This is a genomic window from Bdellovibrio sp. HCB337 (assembly GCF_047302465.1).
In the GTDB taxonomy this organism is placed as follows: domain Bacteria; phylum Bdellovibrionota; class Bdellovibrionia; order Bdellovibrionales; family Bdellovibrionaceae; genus JACMRP01.
The window spans coordinates 2,036,015-2,052,126 of record NZ_CP178621.1 but is presented as its reverse complement, the minus strand read 5'-3'; the positions used below and the strand labels follow the sequence as shown (position 1 = coordinate 2,052,126).

Below are 16,112 nucleotides of genomic sequence, written 5' to 3'. Positions count from 1 at the left end.
TTTTAATCTTTCAATTTCGGAGTGATTTTCAAATCCAGAACTTGCCCGTTACGCTGGACCTTTAAGATGGTCTCGACGTTTGGCTTTACGGATTGCAGAGTGTAAACGTAGTCGTAGATGTTTTCGATTTTTACTCCGTCAAATTCAACAATCACATCTTTTTCTTGAACCCCCGCTTGAGCTGCTGGACTGTCTTTCGAAGCACCAGAAACTCGAACCCCTTTCACACCTTCTTGGGTGTAGTCAGGAATAGTTCCGAGGTAAACACGGAAGCTTCGGCCCTCGAGTTGTTTTTGTGGATTCCCACCCACACGAACATACTTCACCACTTTCACAGTGCTATCAGAAAGTAGACGTGTGTATTCACCGACAGTTTTAATCACGCGTTCAAGACCTTGATAATTTAAACTCTCTGGCAGATCTCTTGGTGAGTGATATTCCGCATGCGAGCCCGTGAAGAAATTGATCGCGGGGATTTCTGCCAAATATAAAGCCATCGAATCGGTTGGCAAATATGGATCTTCTTGCAGGACTAAAGGAAGGCCTTGGCGTACAGAAATTTCTTCTGAAAGCTGCGACCAGTGATCACCTGAACCAATGCCTTGAACATAAAGTTTTTCTTGAAGACGTCCCACCATGTCCATGTTCAGATTCGCAACAAAGTAATCAGCGATTTTGTTTTTCGGTTTTGTGCTATTCCAAGCTTTCACAAAAGCATTCGAACCTAACAACCCAGACTCTTCCCCAGACCAGATAGCAAAGTAGATATCCTTCTTAAGACTTCCCGGTTTGTTTTTATATTGGTCACTAAAGTAGTGAGCAAGCTCCATCACACCGGCAACACCTGAAGCATTGTCGTCAGCACCATAGTGGATTTGCCCGCGCTCATTGCCTTTAGCTAACGAGTTTCCGATATCCCCGCGGCCTAGGTGGTCCCCGTGGGCGCCAATCAATACGCCGTTCTTAGCGCCTTTTACTGGCAGCTTCGCAATGACATTGATGCCTTGGGCTTTTTCAAAATCAAGCGCCACGGTCGCAGTCATGTAAGTCATCGGGATGGCAATTGCCTCGACGTCTTCGCCTTTATCCATTTTAGCCATTAAGCTTTTCAGATCTTGGCCCGCAGACTTTAAGAGTTCCTTTAATAGACTTTGTTGAATTCTTAGAACCGCCAGACTTGAGTCTGAGAGCGTTCCTTCAAACTTCAATTTGCTTAAGTCTTCTTTCTCTTGTGTGGGATCAACGAAAATAATCCCCACAGCCCCCATGTTTTTCGCAACAGTCACTTTGTGCTGAAGTCGTGCATAGGTGTTGAGGTGATGTCTAAACTCGGGCGCAATGTTTTGCGGAATGTCTTTAAAGACCACAACCCATTTACGCTCGACCTTCACGTTTTTATAGGAATCATAAGCCGGAAGTTTTTCTGTTGCTGGCGCTTTAATCCCATACCCCGCAAACACAAGGGGGGATTCATTTACTTTGCCGGTCTTTGAAAAAGACAAAACATTATAGTCCTTTTCGATCTGCAGAGACTTTTTAAAATTACCGACAAATTCCATTTTGTTGTCAGTGCCCAACTTTACACCTGAAGTAAAATCAAATTTTTCAAAGAAAGATCCATCGTTAGCTCCTCCTGTTAAACCAAAAGATTTAAAAAGATCCGCCATTTTCTGGGTATAGACTTTCTCTTCTTCACCGCCGACCTTACGTCCAGCCATCTTTTCAGAGGCCAAATAACTCACAAGCTTTTGTGTATCTGCTGCTGAGATTACAGATTTTAAATCCGCAACCGAAAGTTCTTTTGTAGAAAGTCCCAAAAGTTTCCTAGCCTGTGCATCGTCCCAGCTAGCGATATAAATCTGACTTTCGCCCTTTTCGTTTCGGCGAGACCACGTCATCTGAGTTCCATCCGGAGAGAAACTTGCAAGACCATCAAAGCCATCGCTGAAGGTCACACGCACTGGCTGTTTAAGACCTTCGCTATCAACGATAAAGAGTTCAAAGTTTGCATACCCCAGAACGCTGGAAGCAAAAATGATATAATCTCCTGATGGGTGAAAATAGGGCGCCCACGACATGGACTTTAATTGAGTCACTGGTTTTTGTTCAGTGCCATCGACGTTCATAGTAAAGATCTCGGCCGTAGCCCCGTTTGGTGCGAATCTGCGCCATGTGATCTTCTTACCATCCGCACTAAAGAACGGACCTCCGTCATAACCTTTGGCATCGGTCAGGCGCTTTACCTGAGTGCCATCTTCTTTCATAATGTAAATATCCATCATGTAAGACGGGTCTTGTTGAAACATCTTTTGGTCTTCAGCGCTGAGCTTTTCAGTATAGCCTGCGCGATTTGAAGCAAATGCAATCCACTTACCATCCGGAGAATAAGAACCTTCCGCATCGTAGCCCAAAGACTTCGTCAAACGCTTGAGGTTTTTTCCTTTCAAATCAGAAGAGAAAATCTCGTACTGATCGTCAAAGCTCCAAGAATAGCGTCCCTTAACGGGCTTCTTGCGGGATTCAATCTCTTCATCCTGTTTCTTTTTCCACTGAGGGTCTTGATGAGTGGACGAGTACAAAAGCTTTTTCATGTTTGGATGAATCCAGCCGCAGGTGGTTTTTCCTTTTCCGCTAGAAATCAAATCCGTCTTTCCGGTTTGCAAATCCAAAACATACATTTGGTAAAATGGATTTCCCGGATATCTTTCACTTTGAAAGATCATCTTTTTACCATCGGCGCTGTAATAACCCTCGCCCGACTTTGGACCTTCGAAAGTGATCTGACGGGAAGAGCTGATCAAAGTATTTGGCGCATCGATGAAGGTTTTAGGCCCATCTTTCGGAGCCTCCTCTTTGGCCTGAATAACAAAAGAAATGGATACCAATAAAGCAGTTAGAGCGACGAATTTAAGTGTATGATTCATAGTTGCTTGAGGCTATTTCAGGGGGTAGCATGGGTCAAGAATATGAAGGAGCTTCCCGTGAAAAGAATTCTTCTTGCAAGTCTATTGATGCTTACAGCTTGTGCAACACAAACCATTCAAGCGCCAGATAGCAAAACAGACTCAACGGTTTTTAACGCGCCATCGACATCTGAAAAGGCCGAGTTTATTCCGCACACGGAAGAAAAACCGATGAAAGCGTATCTCGCAATGAACCTCCCCTACCCTCCTTACCAGGCTTTAGTGGGGCAACTCGAAAAATCAGAAGGGGTCACGCTTACGACTAGAGGCGAGGCGCACATCACAGTCGTAACTCCGATTGAGTACGATAAAGTTTTAAAGAAACACATTTCGATTGCTGAAATTCACAAGATCGCTGAAGAGGCCAAAATACAAGAAAGCAGTTTTACTCCGGTATGCATTGGTCGCGGACAAAAAGAGCTCAATGGCAAGCTTGAGAAAACGTACTATGTCGTCATTGAGAGTCCCGCACTCATTGAACTTCGCGGGCGTATTGAAGAAGTTTACGTTAAGAACGGAGGGAAGGCTCAGGACTTTGTCCCTGAAAAATTCCTTCCCCATGTGACTTTAGGATTTACCAGCCGAGATCTGCACTTCGAAGATGGCGTCGTAAAAAACAGATCCAGCTGCGCGTATCAGTTTAAAGAGTAGGCCGAACTATTTAAGAGCTTCGACCAAGCCGGCGTTAGCAGGACTGTTCACGCCGTTTGCCAAGGTATGAGCCTCAATCACAGAGTTGTCTGCAAACACACATAAGTTCCAAGTATGACCCGAAGAATCCGTTGCAACTAGCGAACTTGCATCCAATTTATTGCAAACACCTTGAACATTAAGCTTTGCAGTTTGCGCTTGGAAAGTTGTGATCGACATACCAATACCAAGGTCGTTCCATTTGTAGTGAGCAAGTTCAGCAGCGCCGATAGCCGCATCACCAAACAGACACAAAGAAAGATCTACTTTTGTGTTTACATCAACCACCCAGAATTGACCGCCAGTAATACGGCAATTACGCGCGTACGGAGTTTCTGCAAAAGCACTTGAGCCTAAAAGCATCGTGACTGCGAGCAAGATCATTTTTGTTTTCATAAAAACTTCCCCCGGTTTTGACTGTGCAAAAGCCTTGAATAAAGGTATCTTTAGCAAAGATGCAGGTCGATTGTAAATACAAAGAAAAATGCGCTGGTTGCCAATACTTAGATCTTTCCCTTAAGGAACAGCATCAGCTTAAGAAAAAGCACCTCTTGGACCTTTTAAACCAGGCCCAAATCCCATTTAATGGAGTTTTAGAGCTGACAAGCCCTGCTCCCGCGGGGTTGCGTGACCGTGTAGACCTTGTTTTTGACCGCGGTTCCTTAGGACTTTATGAGAAAAATACACGGCAAATACTCGATATCGAGGTCTGCAAGCAGCTCTCTGCACCCCTACAATCCTGGTTAACAGAAGTGCGTAACATAAAATGGCCCATCCAAAAGGGTTCTTTACGACTTAGGGTCGGACCGCAAGGTCAAAGAGGACTTTGGCTGGATTTTGCCAATATCGATATCAAGAACCTTCTCGAGGAAAAGGCGATTCTTTCCGGTCTTCTTGAAAAAGCCCATGTCGAAATCGGCCAGCGCCATAAAGTGCTCACAAAAGTTGGCGAGCAGTTAAAATTAACAGATCCTGAGCCCCACATTTGGTTCCAAAGCCGCATCTATGGAAAACCCGTGGATTTGTATTGCTCAGTTGGAAGCTTCACCCAGACAGGTTTTGAAGCCAACCGCGCACTGACTGCAGTTATCGAAACTTGGTTAAACGATGTCGATGCTCAACACATTTTAGAGTTCGGATCCGGTATCGGAAATTTAAGTTTTCCGGCACTTGGAAAATCTCGCAAACTGACTGCGTGTGAAATTGATCGCGATGCTTTGGCGGGGTTTGAAAAAAGTGTCGAGGCACTTTCAAAGCAATCCGGTTTTGAAAACATCCGTGATCGTCTTCAGATTTTGCAGGGGGATTTTCAAAATAGAAATCCGCAAAACTTTGGGACCTTCGACACCGTTTTGGTCAATCCCCCGCGCTCAGGCTTAAAGGACTTCTTGAAACCTCTGATTGCAGAGACTCGTAAACCTCAACATTTTCTTTATATGTCATGCTTCCCCGAGAGCTTCGTCGAGGATGGTAAGCGCCTGCAAGAGGCTGGTTACCAATTAAAGCGACTTCATATTGTTGATCAGTTCCCTCAGACCACACACTATGAAGTCTTGAGTTTATGGGGTTAATTCTGTAAACTTTCATTAATGGCGCTTCCAAACAAATACCACCGACTCTTGGTGGCCACACAACGGTTTAACAGCATCAGCCACTTCACGGATATCGTGACTGTGACTCTGTTCATCCTGACCGCCATTGCAACTGCCAACAAACTACTTGCTAAAAAAATCGTCGAGTCTGAATTCTTTGATTGGTCTTGGAATGCTATTGGCATTTGCGGATTTATTTTCTTTATATTGTTCTCTTCCCAGCTTTCAGAACTGAATCGCCGAAGACAGCTGACTGAATTCGAAATTGAAGCGACTCTTAAAGCCGAGCGCAGACGTCGCCCCCGTAAAAGACGCTAATAGATCATTTATTTTAAAGAGAATAATTTAATTCCAGAAAGACTGCCTGGAATATCTTTGCCGAAAATCAGTGATAAAAGCGGCAACACAACAATTCCTGTTGCAACCACTAAAGTCGCTCTGAAAACGACTTTCAGAAAATACCATGACGACATTCTTTCTTGTGGTTTTCCCAAACGAATATCACACGCGGCTTCGCCAATTGAAGAGCCAATAAAAAATCTTGTCGTGATCATATAAAGCCAAGAGCCTAGAACATAGATCACAGCAAAGTCTTGCAACAATCCTTGAGTGATGGGGGTCTTTATGATTTTTAAAAACGCCATCATAAAAATACAACTCATCGCAATCAACAACAGGGCATCGATTGCTGATGCCATCACAGACCATAAGGTTAGAACATAACCTTTACGGCGTCCTTTAGGGCCACTATGAAAACCGGTGCCCATTTCCCATTCGAGGTTTTGACGATTTCTAAATATCTTTTTGAGAGATTCTGGATATGATGGAGTCTGTGGCGTTTTCTCTTCGGGTGTTTCCGTGGGGATTTCAAAAGGTACTGGGGAGTTGTCTGGCTTGATTTTATCGATCTGCATGAAGAAGCCCTCCCATGTTTGTATGTTATCATTTTGAATTTTTCCGAGCTTGATTCTTAGCAAAATCCTATTAAAGTTTAGCCGTTTGTCAGGACTTCCTTTAGTCCAGGATGAAACATAATATACCAAGGAGAAATTATGTTACGGTCTGTATCAGCTACAATGGCTATTTTATTAATTTCATCACTCGGATTTGCAGCCGCACCGAAGACGTATCAGGTCACTGGACCTATTGTGGAAGTAAAAGAAGATACTATCGTCGTCGATAAAAAAGGCGAACTTTGGGAGATCTCTAAAGATGCCGCTGCACAAGTCACAGGAGAGCTTAAGAAAGGCAATAAAGTCACAATCAAGTACAAGATGGTGGCGACCGAAGTCAGCGCTTCTGAAGACACTGGCGCTAAAAAGAAGAAATAGTTTTATAAGAATCTAAAAAGCAAAAACCCCACAACTCGTAAGCTGTGGGGTTTTCTTTTTTCAGTTTTAGTTTCTGATTATCTCGCGCCACCAGAAGTTGACGTTGAAGTTCCCGTCGTCGATTCCTCGAATGGAGTCGGCACTGGCGTCGGGATCACATCCACCGGCGGATTCGTCGTTGGTGGAGGCGGTTCCGTCGTTACAGGCGGAGTCGTCACAGGAGGTGTTACCCCTGGAGTACAAACCTGTGGCTCTGGAGGACAAGGATCATAAGGCGTTTGCTTATTATCGTCGTCGTCATCATCATCGTCGCCTGTTAACCAAGCGATCGCACCAATGATACCGGCAATAACAGCGCCACCGATAACCCAGTTACCGTATTTACACCACCAGCCACATAGAGGCTCACACTCACCTGATTTTTCATCACGTTTTTCGTCTTTGTTACACTCTTCTTTTGTACCAGCACCTGTGTTTGCGATTTGATCAACGCAGGCAGGGCGTGGACCACCGTCTTCAGTAAGTGTACCATCCTGCATCCCCGGAGGGCATGTCACACACTCAGGAGGCAATGCACCCGCTTTGATTGTAGAACAATCTTTTTCCTCTCCGATTGGTGGAGGAGGAATAATAGGCGGAGTTGTTGGATAGTAAGCAAGATCCATCTTACGAGTTGCTAACGCTGTACAAGCAGATTCTTGTTCGTCACGAACTGCTTTGGTTGCAGACAAAGGAAGTGTTGCGCAGGCAAGAGTCGCTTCATCAATATAAGCGTTCAAGCCATCCACGTATTCTTTAACTTTGTCGTACTGCTCTTTAGAAACTTTACCGTCTTTATCAAATGCCAAGTCGATCGGTTGACCTTTTGCAGCCATCCAAGACTCGATAATACGTTTCTTATCTGCGGCCTCATTCGGAGTACCCTTGCCGAGAGGAGATTGACCAGGACAAAACTTAGAAGTCGCATCTCTGATAGAACCAGAGACGTTCGCAGTGCTTACGCAATATGGTCTGCCCGGAGTGCCACCAGTTTTAAAACCGTAAACATAAGGATTACAAGGAAGCGTCCCTGACGAACAACCTTTTGCAGAATACTTTTCAATTTGGGTCTCAAGATGTTCTCTGCCTGTAGTTCTGCCACCGCAAGAGAAGTTCTCACCGTACTGTGATAGGAAACCATTCACGATACAGCCATCACCAATGCCTGCGCCACGAACTCTATCCGCAGCTTCAGCCTCTACACCCAAGAACCATTGAACGAAGAACTCTTCTTTCGAAGTTTCATTTTCAGACGTCTTAACTGCGCCGAAGACTTTTTTAACTCGCTCAGCGTTTTCAGCCACGTAGCGAAGACGAACCATGTACTCTGCTTTTTGCTTTGGAGCTAAACGGTTGAACTCTGCAAAACTTAAGACAACAGATTTTTTCAAAGGCTTCTTTTGAGCCTTCAACAATTGATTTTTAATGCCTTTATCGCCGTGAGCAACTTTGGCAAGAGCTTGATCGTGATACAACATATCGTTTCTTGTGAGGTACGTGTTGTTCACTTTTACGAATTTAGAATTGCTTTCAGGATTGAAAGACGCCGTCACAGTTTGACCGTCTTTAGAGATCAAAAGACGAATATGCTCTTTACCTTCTGAGTCTTTGTAAGTTGTCGCTTCGAACTGGGGCATAAAATCGTTACGGTTCAACATTACCCAACGGTCCATACCCTTTTGAAGAGTTTTAGGATAGTAAGGACGCATCTTTGACCAAAACTCACCGACAGTAATACGTTTTTTGCCAGACAGGCCTGAGAACTTCAAATACTCCAACATCTTACTTTTAGTCATGTTGAAGTTATAATGATCACTCGGCTTCATGACTTTTGGTTTCGCCGCGACTTGCGCCACAGCTTTTGCATTTGCACCTTGAGCCACCGGAGCGATGACCATGCTGAAAGTTGCAACCGCTACGGCACAGCTTTTTGCCAAAGAAAGTGAATGACTCAATATTTTCATAGCAGAACCTCTTTTCACTACGTTCTTTGTATCGGAAACGAACAGCAAAACTAAAGGGGTTCACGGGACCTGAGAACCAGATCCCGTCTAGGAACTAGGATTTTCTAGACTTAAGCCAAGCTTCGAGAACGCCACGAGCGCCCCAGCCAAAGCTTTTATACTTCAAACGAAGAACATCACCCGAGAACTCGATAACTTCAGCTTTAACCTTCTTTAAGTCAGAAAGTTCAGAGAATGTGAATTCTACCTCAGTTTTACCCTTAAGTGCTTCAGATGTCTTCGCCAGACGGATACGAATACCCGCTGTTGAAATAGACTCTGTCAAACCAGCAAGTTCGCCACCAGTGTGGACAACAACAGGTGTTTTTACATCATAACGATGAGCTGTTGGGAACATCCACTGCTGACGACGATCCAAATAAGGATAGCGAGCATAGAACGCGATGATCAAAACAGAGAAAGTCACAAGAATCGAAATCAAAATTTGGACGCGGACAAATTCTGGATTCAAAACAGTTTCGTCAATTGTGAAGGCACGGTATGTATTCATCGCAAGAACAATAAGAAGAGAGAAAACCGCAATCAACCACGCTGATTTGTGACGAGCAAGAAGGGCCAAACCTGCTACGAAAATACCGCCAAGCCATAGCCAATCCATCACCGGAATTGTCTTAATAAGCTCAACGAACTCACCAGGATAATACCAGTTAGGTACTCCACTTCCTGCGAAACTCACGATGATATTTCCAAGTGGCGCTAGCATGAAAAGCAAAGCCAGTATGTAGATACCAATAGGCTGTTTTAAATCGGTCGAATGTTCTTGCGTCATGTGGTTCTCCCCTCCAAACACATGGTAATTGAGACTGTGGCCAAAAGATAGCCCTCTAGACTATAGTCTATATAGGCAATCTTATTATCTCACTAACTGAGGGCAACTCTGGATGCAGGACTCTTGTGTCAATTTGAGACGGCTCCCAACACAGGTCGATGTCATTTTATGACGGATCACCGACAGCGTCCCTAGATTAGGAGTATAGTTTTGATTGTTCACTCGCGCGAGGCAGGCATAATAAGCATATCTCTCAAGTCCCGCCTTCATCTTCTCTGCTTCTGGCAGATAGTTTCGAGCTTGGTAACGATTCATTCCGACCGCGTTTTTACTGGGGCTACTTTGAATAACCACAAAATCGTAGTTACTGACGCTTAATTTTTCGCAGTCTTCTGTCGTCTTAGCTCCATTCAAACCAAATGGGTCATTTCCAACAGAATCGATCATTAAAACGTGACCAGGAACTGCCACGATATCACCCGCTTTGAGATTCGATGTCGGAGTCAGAGTGATTTTTGCTAAACAACTTAAGCCGTTCTTCTGAGGCTCTACGTACATCGTCGAACTAATCCCGCTAACACCAGAGGCTTTCATATTCGTGCCCGGCTTTAAACGAAGGCCCGCTGTCGCAAGAGCTGAATAGATATAGCCGGAGCAATCCATCCCCAAAACCGAAGTTCCACCACCGGCATTTTTAAACATGTTCAAGGTTGTCGAGCCTACGGCCGCGTAAGGTTTTCCACCGTAATCATAAATCATCGGGTAAGTACTGCCCTTCAAACACTTCGATCCATAGCTGTTAACGTTTTTATAGTACGGATGAGTCGCCAAGAGTGACGGCAAGCTTGAAATAATTCGCTTACTGCCGACACCGTCGGAGTGCATGCCTGTTATCTTGATCGCGTCTTGAGCAATTTCAGAAGTGCTATCACTCATGATTGGTTCTGAAAGAGACTGGCAAGACTGATAGGCTGTTGCGAATGTAAAACGCATTCCAAAAACCGGAAGCGGCAATACCGTCACTCTTTCAGGATCCATTTCTCTTGGCGCTTCTTCTTCAGGTCCTGTTTCCTCTGGAGTTTCAGGGGTCGTACATTCAACATTCATCGCCGCTACTTGCGAACGGATTTTGGTGAACTGGGTTTCAACTTTACTTTGCAATTTTACTTTCGAGTCTGTGGTATGGTCGCCAAGCTCGAGTGCGGACAAAAGTGCAAAAAGTGCTTCTGCATCTTGGACATTTTCGGCTTTTGGAGCGTCCTGCAATAACACCTCAAAAAGCTGTTCAAAACTTTTTGCTAAGGCTTCTAGTTTTTCATCTGTTAGGGACTCTGCTGGCGCCTTCATGTTTACTAAGGAAAGCTTAAAGTGTTCCTTCAACTCTTCGGCCGTGGGAATAGACTTTTCCTCTTGCAAATAGCGATTTACGGCATCCCAAGTTTTACTTTCAAAATTAGCGCAACCAATAGCATTCGTGGAATCATTTGCCACCTGTTGGAGAGCTTCAAAGTTTTTTGGAGCGCAGGCCGAAAGGGCTACGAAAAATACCGGCAATAAAAGTTTTTTCTGCATGCTTTTATTTTCGGCAATTTCGTGCGGACAACGATACCCCCAGACCTAAAAACTGGCCCTGGGTCGACTTGACTAAAGCCTGTGATTAGCACTTTACTAAAAACTATGAATGATAAATTTATAAAAACGCAGGCTCTTTACTCGCTCATCGACTGGGAACCATTTGTTTTGTTGGGCTGTTTGCTCGCCATCACGTGGATCTTTTATAAATTTTTTCTGCAAGCGGCCTCCCCGGAACGGCACACCAGTATTCGTTCTCAGTTCCAAGCGCTGTTTCGTCACTTTTTTATTCTGACGATTCTTTTCGTGCTCTTTATAGTTCTGCACACCACGACCGGCGGTGATCTTGCCAACTTTGCACGCATCACTCCTTACATTGGCCTGATGACTTTTGTTTGGGGCTCGATTGTTTTTGTAAAAACCTGCCGCCTTTTAGTTTTGCAGTACTTGTTTTTAGGTTCGATGCGCGCCGGAGTCCCGCTGCTTTTGGTGAACATCTTCTCGTTGCTGCTATCGATCGTCCTAACCGTCTGGGCGTTGTCGCAAGTTTTTGGTTTAGATTTAGGCCCATTGATGGCAACGTCAGCCGCGTTCTCGATCGTGCTCGGTCTTGCGCTTCAAGATACTTTGGGAAATCTTTTTGCCGGCATCTCTTTGCAAATCGATAAGTCTTACGAAATCGGCGATTGGTTAGAAGTCGTGCAAGGCGTGCAAAGAGCCACCGGACAAGTAAAAGAAATCAGCTGGAGATCCACAATTTTGGTGGGTTTCTCGGATGAAGAGATCACTTTGCCAAACAGAACGATGGCGAATGCTCAGATTTCAAACTTCTCGCCTGATGGCCACCCGATCGTACGTAGCCAGCTCTTCCGCATCCCTTACGGCTGTGACCTGCAAAAGGCCAAGGACATCCTAGAGCGTGCGGTTGTAGAAATTTCAGATATCCGGGGGCTTCCAGCGCCTTTGGCCTATATCCAAGAAACCAATGAGAACTGGGTGGCGATCAAAGTGATTTATTTTATCGACAATTTCGGGGGTCAGTTCACGATTGGCGATAAAGTTATGCGAAAAGGGATTGATGCTCTCAGGGCAAATGGTATAGAACTCGCTCGTAACGTGATTGAACTTCACTCAAAGAGCGGCCCAATTCATGAGCAAAACAGTTGATTTTGAAAATCCCCTGGCGGTTAAGATCCGCAAACAAATCGTTCAAGCCTTGAACGACTTTGATATGATCCATGACGGCGACAAAATCGCCGTCGCTGTTTCTGGCGGCAAAGATTCCACGATCCTAGTGGCGCTTCTCAACGAAATTCGCAAACGCTCTGAAAGAAAATTTACGATCGAAGCTATGATCCTGGATCAAAAACAACCGGGCTTCGATGTCACTGCTTTTAAAAACTTCATCGAATCGATTGGCATCAAACTTAACATTCTTGAAAAAGACACCTACAGCGTCGTCAAAGCAAAAACTCCGGAAGGGTCGATCTATTGCACATTGTGCGCAAAGTTCCGTCGCGCGATTCTTTATGATTTTGCTTTCGACAATGGTTTTACAAAAATGGCCTTGGGTCACCACCGTGACGATTTGATCGAAACGACCTTGTTGAATATGTTCTATATCGGTCAGCTGGGCAGTATGGCGCCGAAACTTAAATCGGATGATGGTCGCAACATCGTGATCCGCCCGCTTGCTTACGTCGCGGAAAAGGACCTGACACAGCTTTCTCAGGATTGGGGCTTCCCGATCATCCCATGCAATCTTTGTGGCTCTCAGGAGACTTTAAAGCGTAAAAAAATGAAGAAGCTAGTAAAAGATCTGGAAAAAGATATTCCTAACATTGGCTCATCGATCATCACATCTCTGAGCAATATCAATCCAAGTCAGCTTTTGGATCAAAAGCTCTGGGACTTTAAAGGTCTTAATACCGACAGACCTCAGTAACAAAAAAGCCACCTAAAAAAGGTGGCTTTTGTTTTTTTATGCATTCATCACTTTTTTCACAGCAGGACGTTGCCCAATCAGGTCAGCCCAACGACGCACGTGCGGGTTCAGTTCAAACCACTCTGGTTTTGATTTTAAGTAAGCCGCAATCCACGGATACGTTGCGATATCTGCGATAGAATAAAATCCGCCCGCTAAATATTCGTTTTGTGCAAGCTGCGTGTTCATCACACTCAGCAAACGTTTTGACTCTACTTCGAAGCGATTTAACATCTGCGGGATGTTGTTGTTTTTTGCGTAATTGTAATTGCCGAAGTTAGGACCGATGCCCGACATTTGGAACATCAACCAGCCCATCGTTTGCGCTTTTTCAAAACCATTTGAACCAATGAAGTGATGAGACTTCTCTGCAAGGTAATTCAAAATAGCGCCTGATTCAAAAACAGGAATCGCACGTCCATACTCGCCCTCACGATCCACGATTGTTGGAATACGGCCATTCGGATTGATTTTTAAATAGTCAGGCTGCTTTTGATCCATCGCTTTTAGATCCAGCATATGAAGCTCATACTTCATTCCAAGTTCTTCCAACATAATGTGAACCTTAAGTCCGTTCGGTGTCCGTGCCGTGTAAAAATCAATCATGATGCCTCCTTAGAAAACCCCATTCTACCTATCAATTTTGGGCCTTGTCTAAAGATTTGACATGCGAGCTGAGCCTTGTATGAACCCAGCGCGGCACCCGGCTTGAAGGGTAATGTTCCGGATAAGGAACTTATGAAAACACCTGTGTTTTTCCTCATTTTTAACCTGCTCTTCGCAAGCCCCGTCTTCGCGAAGATTCGCCTTGTGGAATGGCACACCAGCAGTGCCTTAGCACCTATCATTCTGCCTGTGCGTGAGGGCGAAACTCCGGAACAAGCATCGCAACGCTACATTAATAATTTAGAAAAAAGCCCTGATTTGATGGAGCTTTTTGAAGGTAAGACTCCTACTTTTGAGACTGTCGGTTATCGCGAATTAAACGACTCTCAGCGCGAGCAACGAGCATTGCTCGTTGCGAACCTTCCAAAGGACACTACAAAAAGCTCTCTTCGCATCGAGAAGCTGAACCTTTACTTGAAGCAAAAAGAGCATCTGCCATTCATCTTACCAATCAATTCGAACCTGGGATTAACTATTGGCGAAACTCGCGAGCTCTTTGATTTAATCTCGAAAAAGTTTCCTTTCATGATCGGACTCGGTGGAGATGACATCGATCCACGCCTTTACGACAAAGAAAATTTCCATTCTCGCAACGTCATCCCAGAACGCGATCGCTTCGAGATATCACTCATCAAATCTTATGTTACATCGGCGCGTGGTTTTTATATGGGTATTTGTCGAAGCTCACAACTGGCTGCTGTAGCTCTTGGCTATGAGTTGATTCAAGATATTCCATTTAATTTTCCGAAAAATATTGGTCACGATAATAGCTGGCATGATGTGCAGCTAAAGCCCACGACACATTCAATCTTGAAAATGTCTTCCAGCAATGGACAGACTTTGAATGTCTACAATTATCATCACCAAGCCGTGATTTTTAAGCCCGGTGGTTTTTTGGAATTAGCAGCGGTGTCCTCTGACGGCATTACAAAGGCCACAGAGTTTTCAGACGGACGCGGAATTTTAATGCAGTTTCATCCAGAGCTTATGGACAACAACCAAGGCTATCGTATTCTCTCACAGATTATTAACGTAAAAACACAGACGATGACTCGGTCTTGTTCACGCATTTTTTAAATCCGATTTTTCCACGACAATCGGAAGTAGGCCCGCGATGCACGTAAGCCTTCGCCATTAATGTGAAGAAGACCATCAAAACAAAACTTTCCAGCAACACGATAAAAAGCTTTTTCATGGTCACCCCCATCTTTAAATTTAAAAGAATCCTTATGACCCCCTTCGGAAGCGCTCTAGAATCTTTAGTAATTAATTCAAAGACGTTCATCCGCTAAACAAGCTCTAGAACGCCTATAATTCTCCCTAGGGATCAGATCCTATCAGTAGCTATCTGAGGCCTGGCCCAGTGGTTGCTATAGTGTTTAGAGAAGCGGGAACTGAGGCCCGCTATTCACCCACCGGGAGTCTTCGTGAAGAACTATTTAGGAATTGGAATCTTGGCCCTAGCTCTTGTTGCCTGTGGCTCTAATAAGGAAGTTAAACACGACGTGGGTGAAGGCCCCGCAAACGGCACCGAAGATCGCAGTTACTTGAATTGCCGAAATGACGACGGAACGATCTCTGTAGGCATCGTCAATGGTTCCCAAGTAGGTACTCAGGATCCTCATTCAAATTTAGCCGTGATGCTCGTGATGGATCATGGTCGCGATGAAAAGGGCCACTATAAGGGCTCTACTTGCACAGGCACTCCTATTTCAGATCGCGTGATTTTAACGGCTGCTCATTGTGTGAAAGACCTTAAGAAAACCGCAGTCCACGCAGTTTTCCATAACAACATTAAATGTTCTTCAGGATACGATCCGAAAACGAAGATGATCCCAGCCATCGATGTTGTCATAAACTCAGAGTACAAAGGTAAAGCCGATGCAAAAGATGATCTGGCTTTAGTGAAACTCGCTTCACCAATCCCTTCGCACTACCCCATCGCGACTCTTTATGATGGGAAAAGCGCTCTCAGTAGTGATGATGTGCTTATGATCGGTTATGGTATTACCAGCGAGATGAACAACGATCATCGCGTTCTTCGTAAAACCATCAAGAGCTTCAAAAAGGATTCTTTAGTCCAAGATAACAATATCGTCTTCGACCAGCGCAACAGCACTGGCGGCGTTTGCAGTGGCGATTCAGGCGGTCCAATCTACGTTCAAGTGGATGGCCAGTATCAGATCGTCGGGATCAACTCGGTCGTGACCGGAGCCTCGGAATACACGGCCTGCCACGAGTTCAGCATTGCTCTATATGCGCCGTTCTATAATCCGTGGATTCAGACCGAGCTCGCCAAAATCAAATAATCTGTGCCCTTAAAGTCACAAAAATGTTCCTTCGCACTGTATAAATGAAAACTTTGACTAGGTTTTTTTTACATACTTTGCTTCTGTCGTTTGTCGCCACTGCTTATTTCCTGCAATGTTCCCTGGAACTGTATTGGATACATAGCATTTGGCTTCTGAATTCGAGGGGGGAT

General features: G+C 44.7%; 15 protein-coding genes. 8 read left to right on the top strand and 7 right to left on the bottom strand.

Annotated features, from left to right (window positions below; all coding sequences use genetic code 11):
- Window positions 1-2: 2 nt before the first annotated feature.
- A complete protein-coding gene (locus ACLWBB_RS09920) occupies window positions 3-2,924 on the bottom strand; it encodes a M28 family peptidase (protein ID WP_413291485.1) in 2,922 nt (973 codons plus the stop codon).
- A 57-nt stretch (window positions 2,925-2,981) separates the two neighbouring features.
- On the opposite strand from ACLWBB_RS09920, the gene ACLWBB_RS09915 reads away from it, so the two are divergent.
- Window positions 2,982-3,614, top strand: a complete 633-nt coding sequence (locus ACLWBB_RS09915) for a 2'-5' RNA ligase family protein (protein WP_413291484.1) — start codon at window positions 2,982-2,984, stop codon at window positions 3,612-3,614.
- A gap of 6 nt (window positions 3,615-3,620) precedes the next feature.
- On the opposite strand, the gene ACLWBB_RS09910 is transcribed toward ACLWBB_RS09915, so the two are convergent.
- Window positions 3,621-4,049, bottom strand: a complete 429-nt coding sequence (locus tag ACLWBB_RS09910) for a hypothetical protein (RefSeq protein WP_413291483.1) — start codon at window positions 4,047-4,049, stop codon at window positions 3,621-3,623.
- Between the two features lie 59 nt (window positions 4,050-4,108).
- Between ACLWBB_RS09910 and ACLWBB_RS09905 the strand changes: the two genes are divergently transcribed.
- Entirely contained in the window at window positions 4,109-5,224 is a 1,116-nt protein-coding gene (locus ACLWBB_RS09905; RefSeq protein ID WP_413291482.1) for an RNA methyltransferase, read from the top strand.
- Between the two features lie 18 nt (window positions 5,225-5,242).
- On the top strand, window positions 5,243-5,563 hold the full coding sequence (locus ACLWBB_RS09900) for a hypothetical protein (protein ID WP_413291481.1): 321 nt from the start codon (window positions 5,243-5,245) through the stop codon (window positions 5,561-5,563).
- 8 nt (window positions 5,564-5,571) lie between these two features.
- On the opposite strand, the gene ACLWBB_RS09895 is transcribed toward ACLWBB_RS09900, so the two are convergent.
- A complete protein-coding gene (locus ACLWBB_RS09895; RefSeq protein WP_413291480.1) occupies window positions 5,572-6,159 on the bottom strand; it encodes a hypothetical protein in 588 nt (195 codons plus the stop codon).
- A gap of 138 nt (window positions 6,160-6,297) precedes the next feature.
- Here ACLWBB_RS09895 and ACLWBB_RS09890 point away from each other — a divergent pair, with 138 nt between their 5' ends.
- Window positions 6,298-6,576 (top strand): hypothetical protein, encoded by a 279-nt coding sequence (locus tag ACLWBB_RS09890; protein WP_413291479.1) that lies wholly within the window; start codon window positions 6,298-6,300, stop codon window positions 6,574-6,576.
- Between the two features lie 77 nt (window positions 6,577-6,653).
- Here ACLWBB_RS09890 and ACLWBB_RS09885 read toward each other — a convergent pair whose 3' ends face one another.
- The 3 genes from ACLWBB_RS09885 to ACLWBB_RS09875 all read right to left on the bottom strand — a co-directional run bounded on the left by ACLWBB_RS09885 (window position 6,654) and on the right by ACLWBB_RS09875 (window position 10,980).
- Window positions 6,654-8,579: a hypothetical protein gene (locus tag ACLWBB_RS09885; RefSeq protein ID WP_413291478.1), complete on the bottom strand. Its 1,926-nt coding sequence runs from the start codon at window positions 8,577-8,579 to the stop codon at window positions 6,654-6,656.
- Window positions 8,580-8,673: 94 nt separating this feature from the next.
- Window positions 8,674-9,408 carry a PilZ domain-containing protein gene (locus ACLWBB_RS09880; protein ID WP_413291476.1) on the bottom strand — a complete coding sequence of 245 codons (735 nt, stop codon included), beginning with the start codon at window positions 9,406-9,408 and terminating at the stop codon, window positions 8,674-8,676.
- Window positions 9,409-9,492: 84 nt separating this feature from the next.
- Window positions 9,493-10,980 (bottom strand): hypothetical protein, encoded by a 1,488-nt coding sequence (locus ACLWBB_RS09875; protein ID WP_413291475.1) that lies wholly within the window; start codon window positions 10,978-10,980, stop codon window positions 9,493-9,495.
- Between the two features lie 105 nt (window positions 10,981-11,085).
- On the opposite strand from ACLWBB_RS09875, the gene ACLWBB_RS09870 reads away from it, so the two are divergent.
- On the top strand, window positions 11,086-12,147 hold the full coding sequence (locus tag ACLWBB_RS09870; RefSeq protein WP_413291474.1) for a mechanosensitive ion channel family protein: 1,062 nt from the start codon (window positions 11,086-11,088) through the stop codon (window positions 12,145-12,147).
- The gene (ttcA, locus tag ACLWBB_RS09865) at window positions 12,131-12,925 is read left to right on the top strand and encodes a tRNA 2-thiocytidine(32) synthetase TtcA (RefSeq protein WP_413291473.1); all 795 of its coding nucleotides are present in this window, start codon (window positions 12,131-12,133) and stop codon (window positions 12,923-12,925) included. Before ACLWBB_RS09870 ends, ttcA begins: the two co-directional genes overlap by 17 nt.
- A 36-nt stretch (window positions 12,926-12,961) precedes the next feature.
- Here ttcA and ACLWBB_RS09860 read toward each other — a convergent pair whose 3' ends face one another.
- Window positions 12,962-13,570 carry a glutathione S-transferase N-terminal domain-containing protein gene (locus ACLWBB_RS09860; protein ID WP_413291472.1) on the bottom strand — a complete coding sequence of 203 codons (609 nt, stop codon included), beginning with the start codon at window positions 13,568-13,570 and terminating at the stop codon, window positions 12,962-12,964.
- Between the two features lie 132 nt (window positions 13,571-13,702).
- Here ACLWBB_RS09860 and ACLWBB_RS09855 point away from each other — a divergent pair, with 132 nt between their 5' ends.
- Both ACLWBB_RS09855 and ACLWBB_RS09850 read left to right on the top strand, forming a co-directional pair.
- Complete coding sequence (locus ACLWBB_RS09855; RefSeq protein ID WP_413291471.1) at window positions 13,703-14,707, top strand: gamma-glutamyl-gamma-aminobutyrate hydrolase family protein; 1,005 nt, start codon at window positions 13,703-13,705, stop codon at window positions 14,705-14,707.
- Between the two features lie 350 nt (window positions 14,708-15,057).
- Window positions 15,058-15,939, top strand: a complete 882-nt coding sequence (locus ACLWBB_RS09850; RefSeq protein WP_413291470.1) for a S1 family peptidase — start codon at window positions 15,058-15,060, stop codon at window positions 15,937-15,939.
- Window positions 15,940-16,112 lie beyond the last annotated feature (173 nt).

What these genes read in the sequence shown, in the direction of transcription:
- ACLWBB_RS09920 (WP_413291485.1), bottom strand. Translation starts at nt 2,924, where the DNA reads ATGAATCATACACTTAAATTCGTCGCTCTAACTGCTTTATTGGTATCC.
- ACLWBB_RS09910 (WP_413291483.1), bottom strand. Translation starts at nt 4,049, where the DNA reads ATGAAAACAAAAATGATCTTGCTCGCAGTCACGATGCTTTTAGGCTCA.
- ACLWBB_RS09905 (WP_413291482.1), top strand. Translation starts at nt 4,109, where the DNA reads ATGCAGGTCGATTGTAAATACAAAGAAAAATGCGCTGGTTGCCAATAC.
- ACLWBB_RS09900 (WP_413291481.1), top strand. Translation starts at nt 5,243, where the DNA reads ATGGCGCTTCCAAACAAATACCACCGACTCTTGGTGGCCACACAACGG.
- ACLWBB_RS09895 (WP_413291480.1), bottom strand. Translation starts at nt 6,159, where the DNA reads ATGCAGATCGATAAAATCAAGCCAGACAACTCCCCAGTACCTTTTGAA.
- ACLWBB_RS09890 (WP_413291479.1), top strand. Translation starts at nt 6,298, where the DNA reads ATGTTACGGTCTGTATCAGCTACAATGGCTATTTTATTAATTTCATCA.
- ACLWBB_RS09885 (WP_413291478.1), bottom strand. Translation starts at nt 8,579, where the DNA reads ATGAAAATATTGAGTCATTCACTTTCTTTGGCAAAAAGCTGTGCCGTA.
- ACLWBB_RS09880 (WP_413291476.1), bottom strand. Translation starts at nt 9,408, where the DNA reads ATGACGCAAGAACATTCGACCGATTTAAAACAGCCTATTGGTATCTAC.
- ACLWBB_RS09875 (WP_413291475.1), bottom strand. Translation starts at nt 10,980, where the DNA reads ATGCAGAAAAAACTTTTATTGCCGGTATTTTTCGTAGCCCTTTCGGCC.
- ACLWBB_RS09870 (WP_413291474.1), top strand. Translation starts at nt 11,086, where the DNA reads ATGAATGATAAATTTATAAAAACGCAGGCTCTTTACTCGCTCATCGAC.
- ttcA (WP_413291473.1), top strand. Translation starts at nt 12,131, where the DNA reads ATGAGCAAAACAGTTGATTTTGAAAATCCCCTGGCGGTTAAGATCCGC.
- ACLWBB_RS09860 (WP_413291472.1), bottom strand. Translation starts at nt 13,570, where the DNA reads ATGATTGATTTTTACACGGCACGGACACCGAACGGACTTAAGGTTCAC.
- ACLWBB_RS09855 (WP_413291471.1), top strand. Translation starts at nt 13,703, where the DNA reads ATGAAAACACCTGTGTTTTTCCTCATTTTTAACCTGCTCTTCGCAAGC.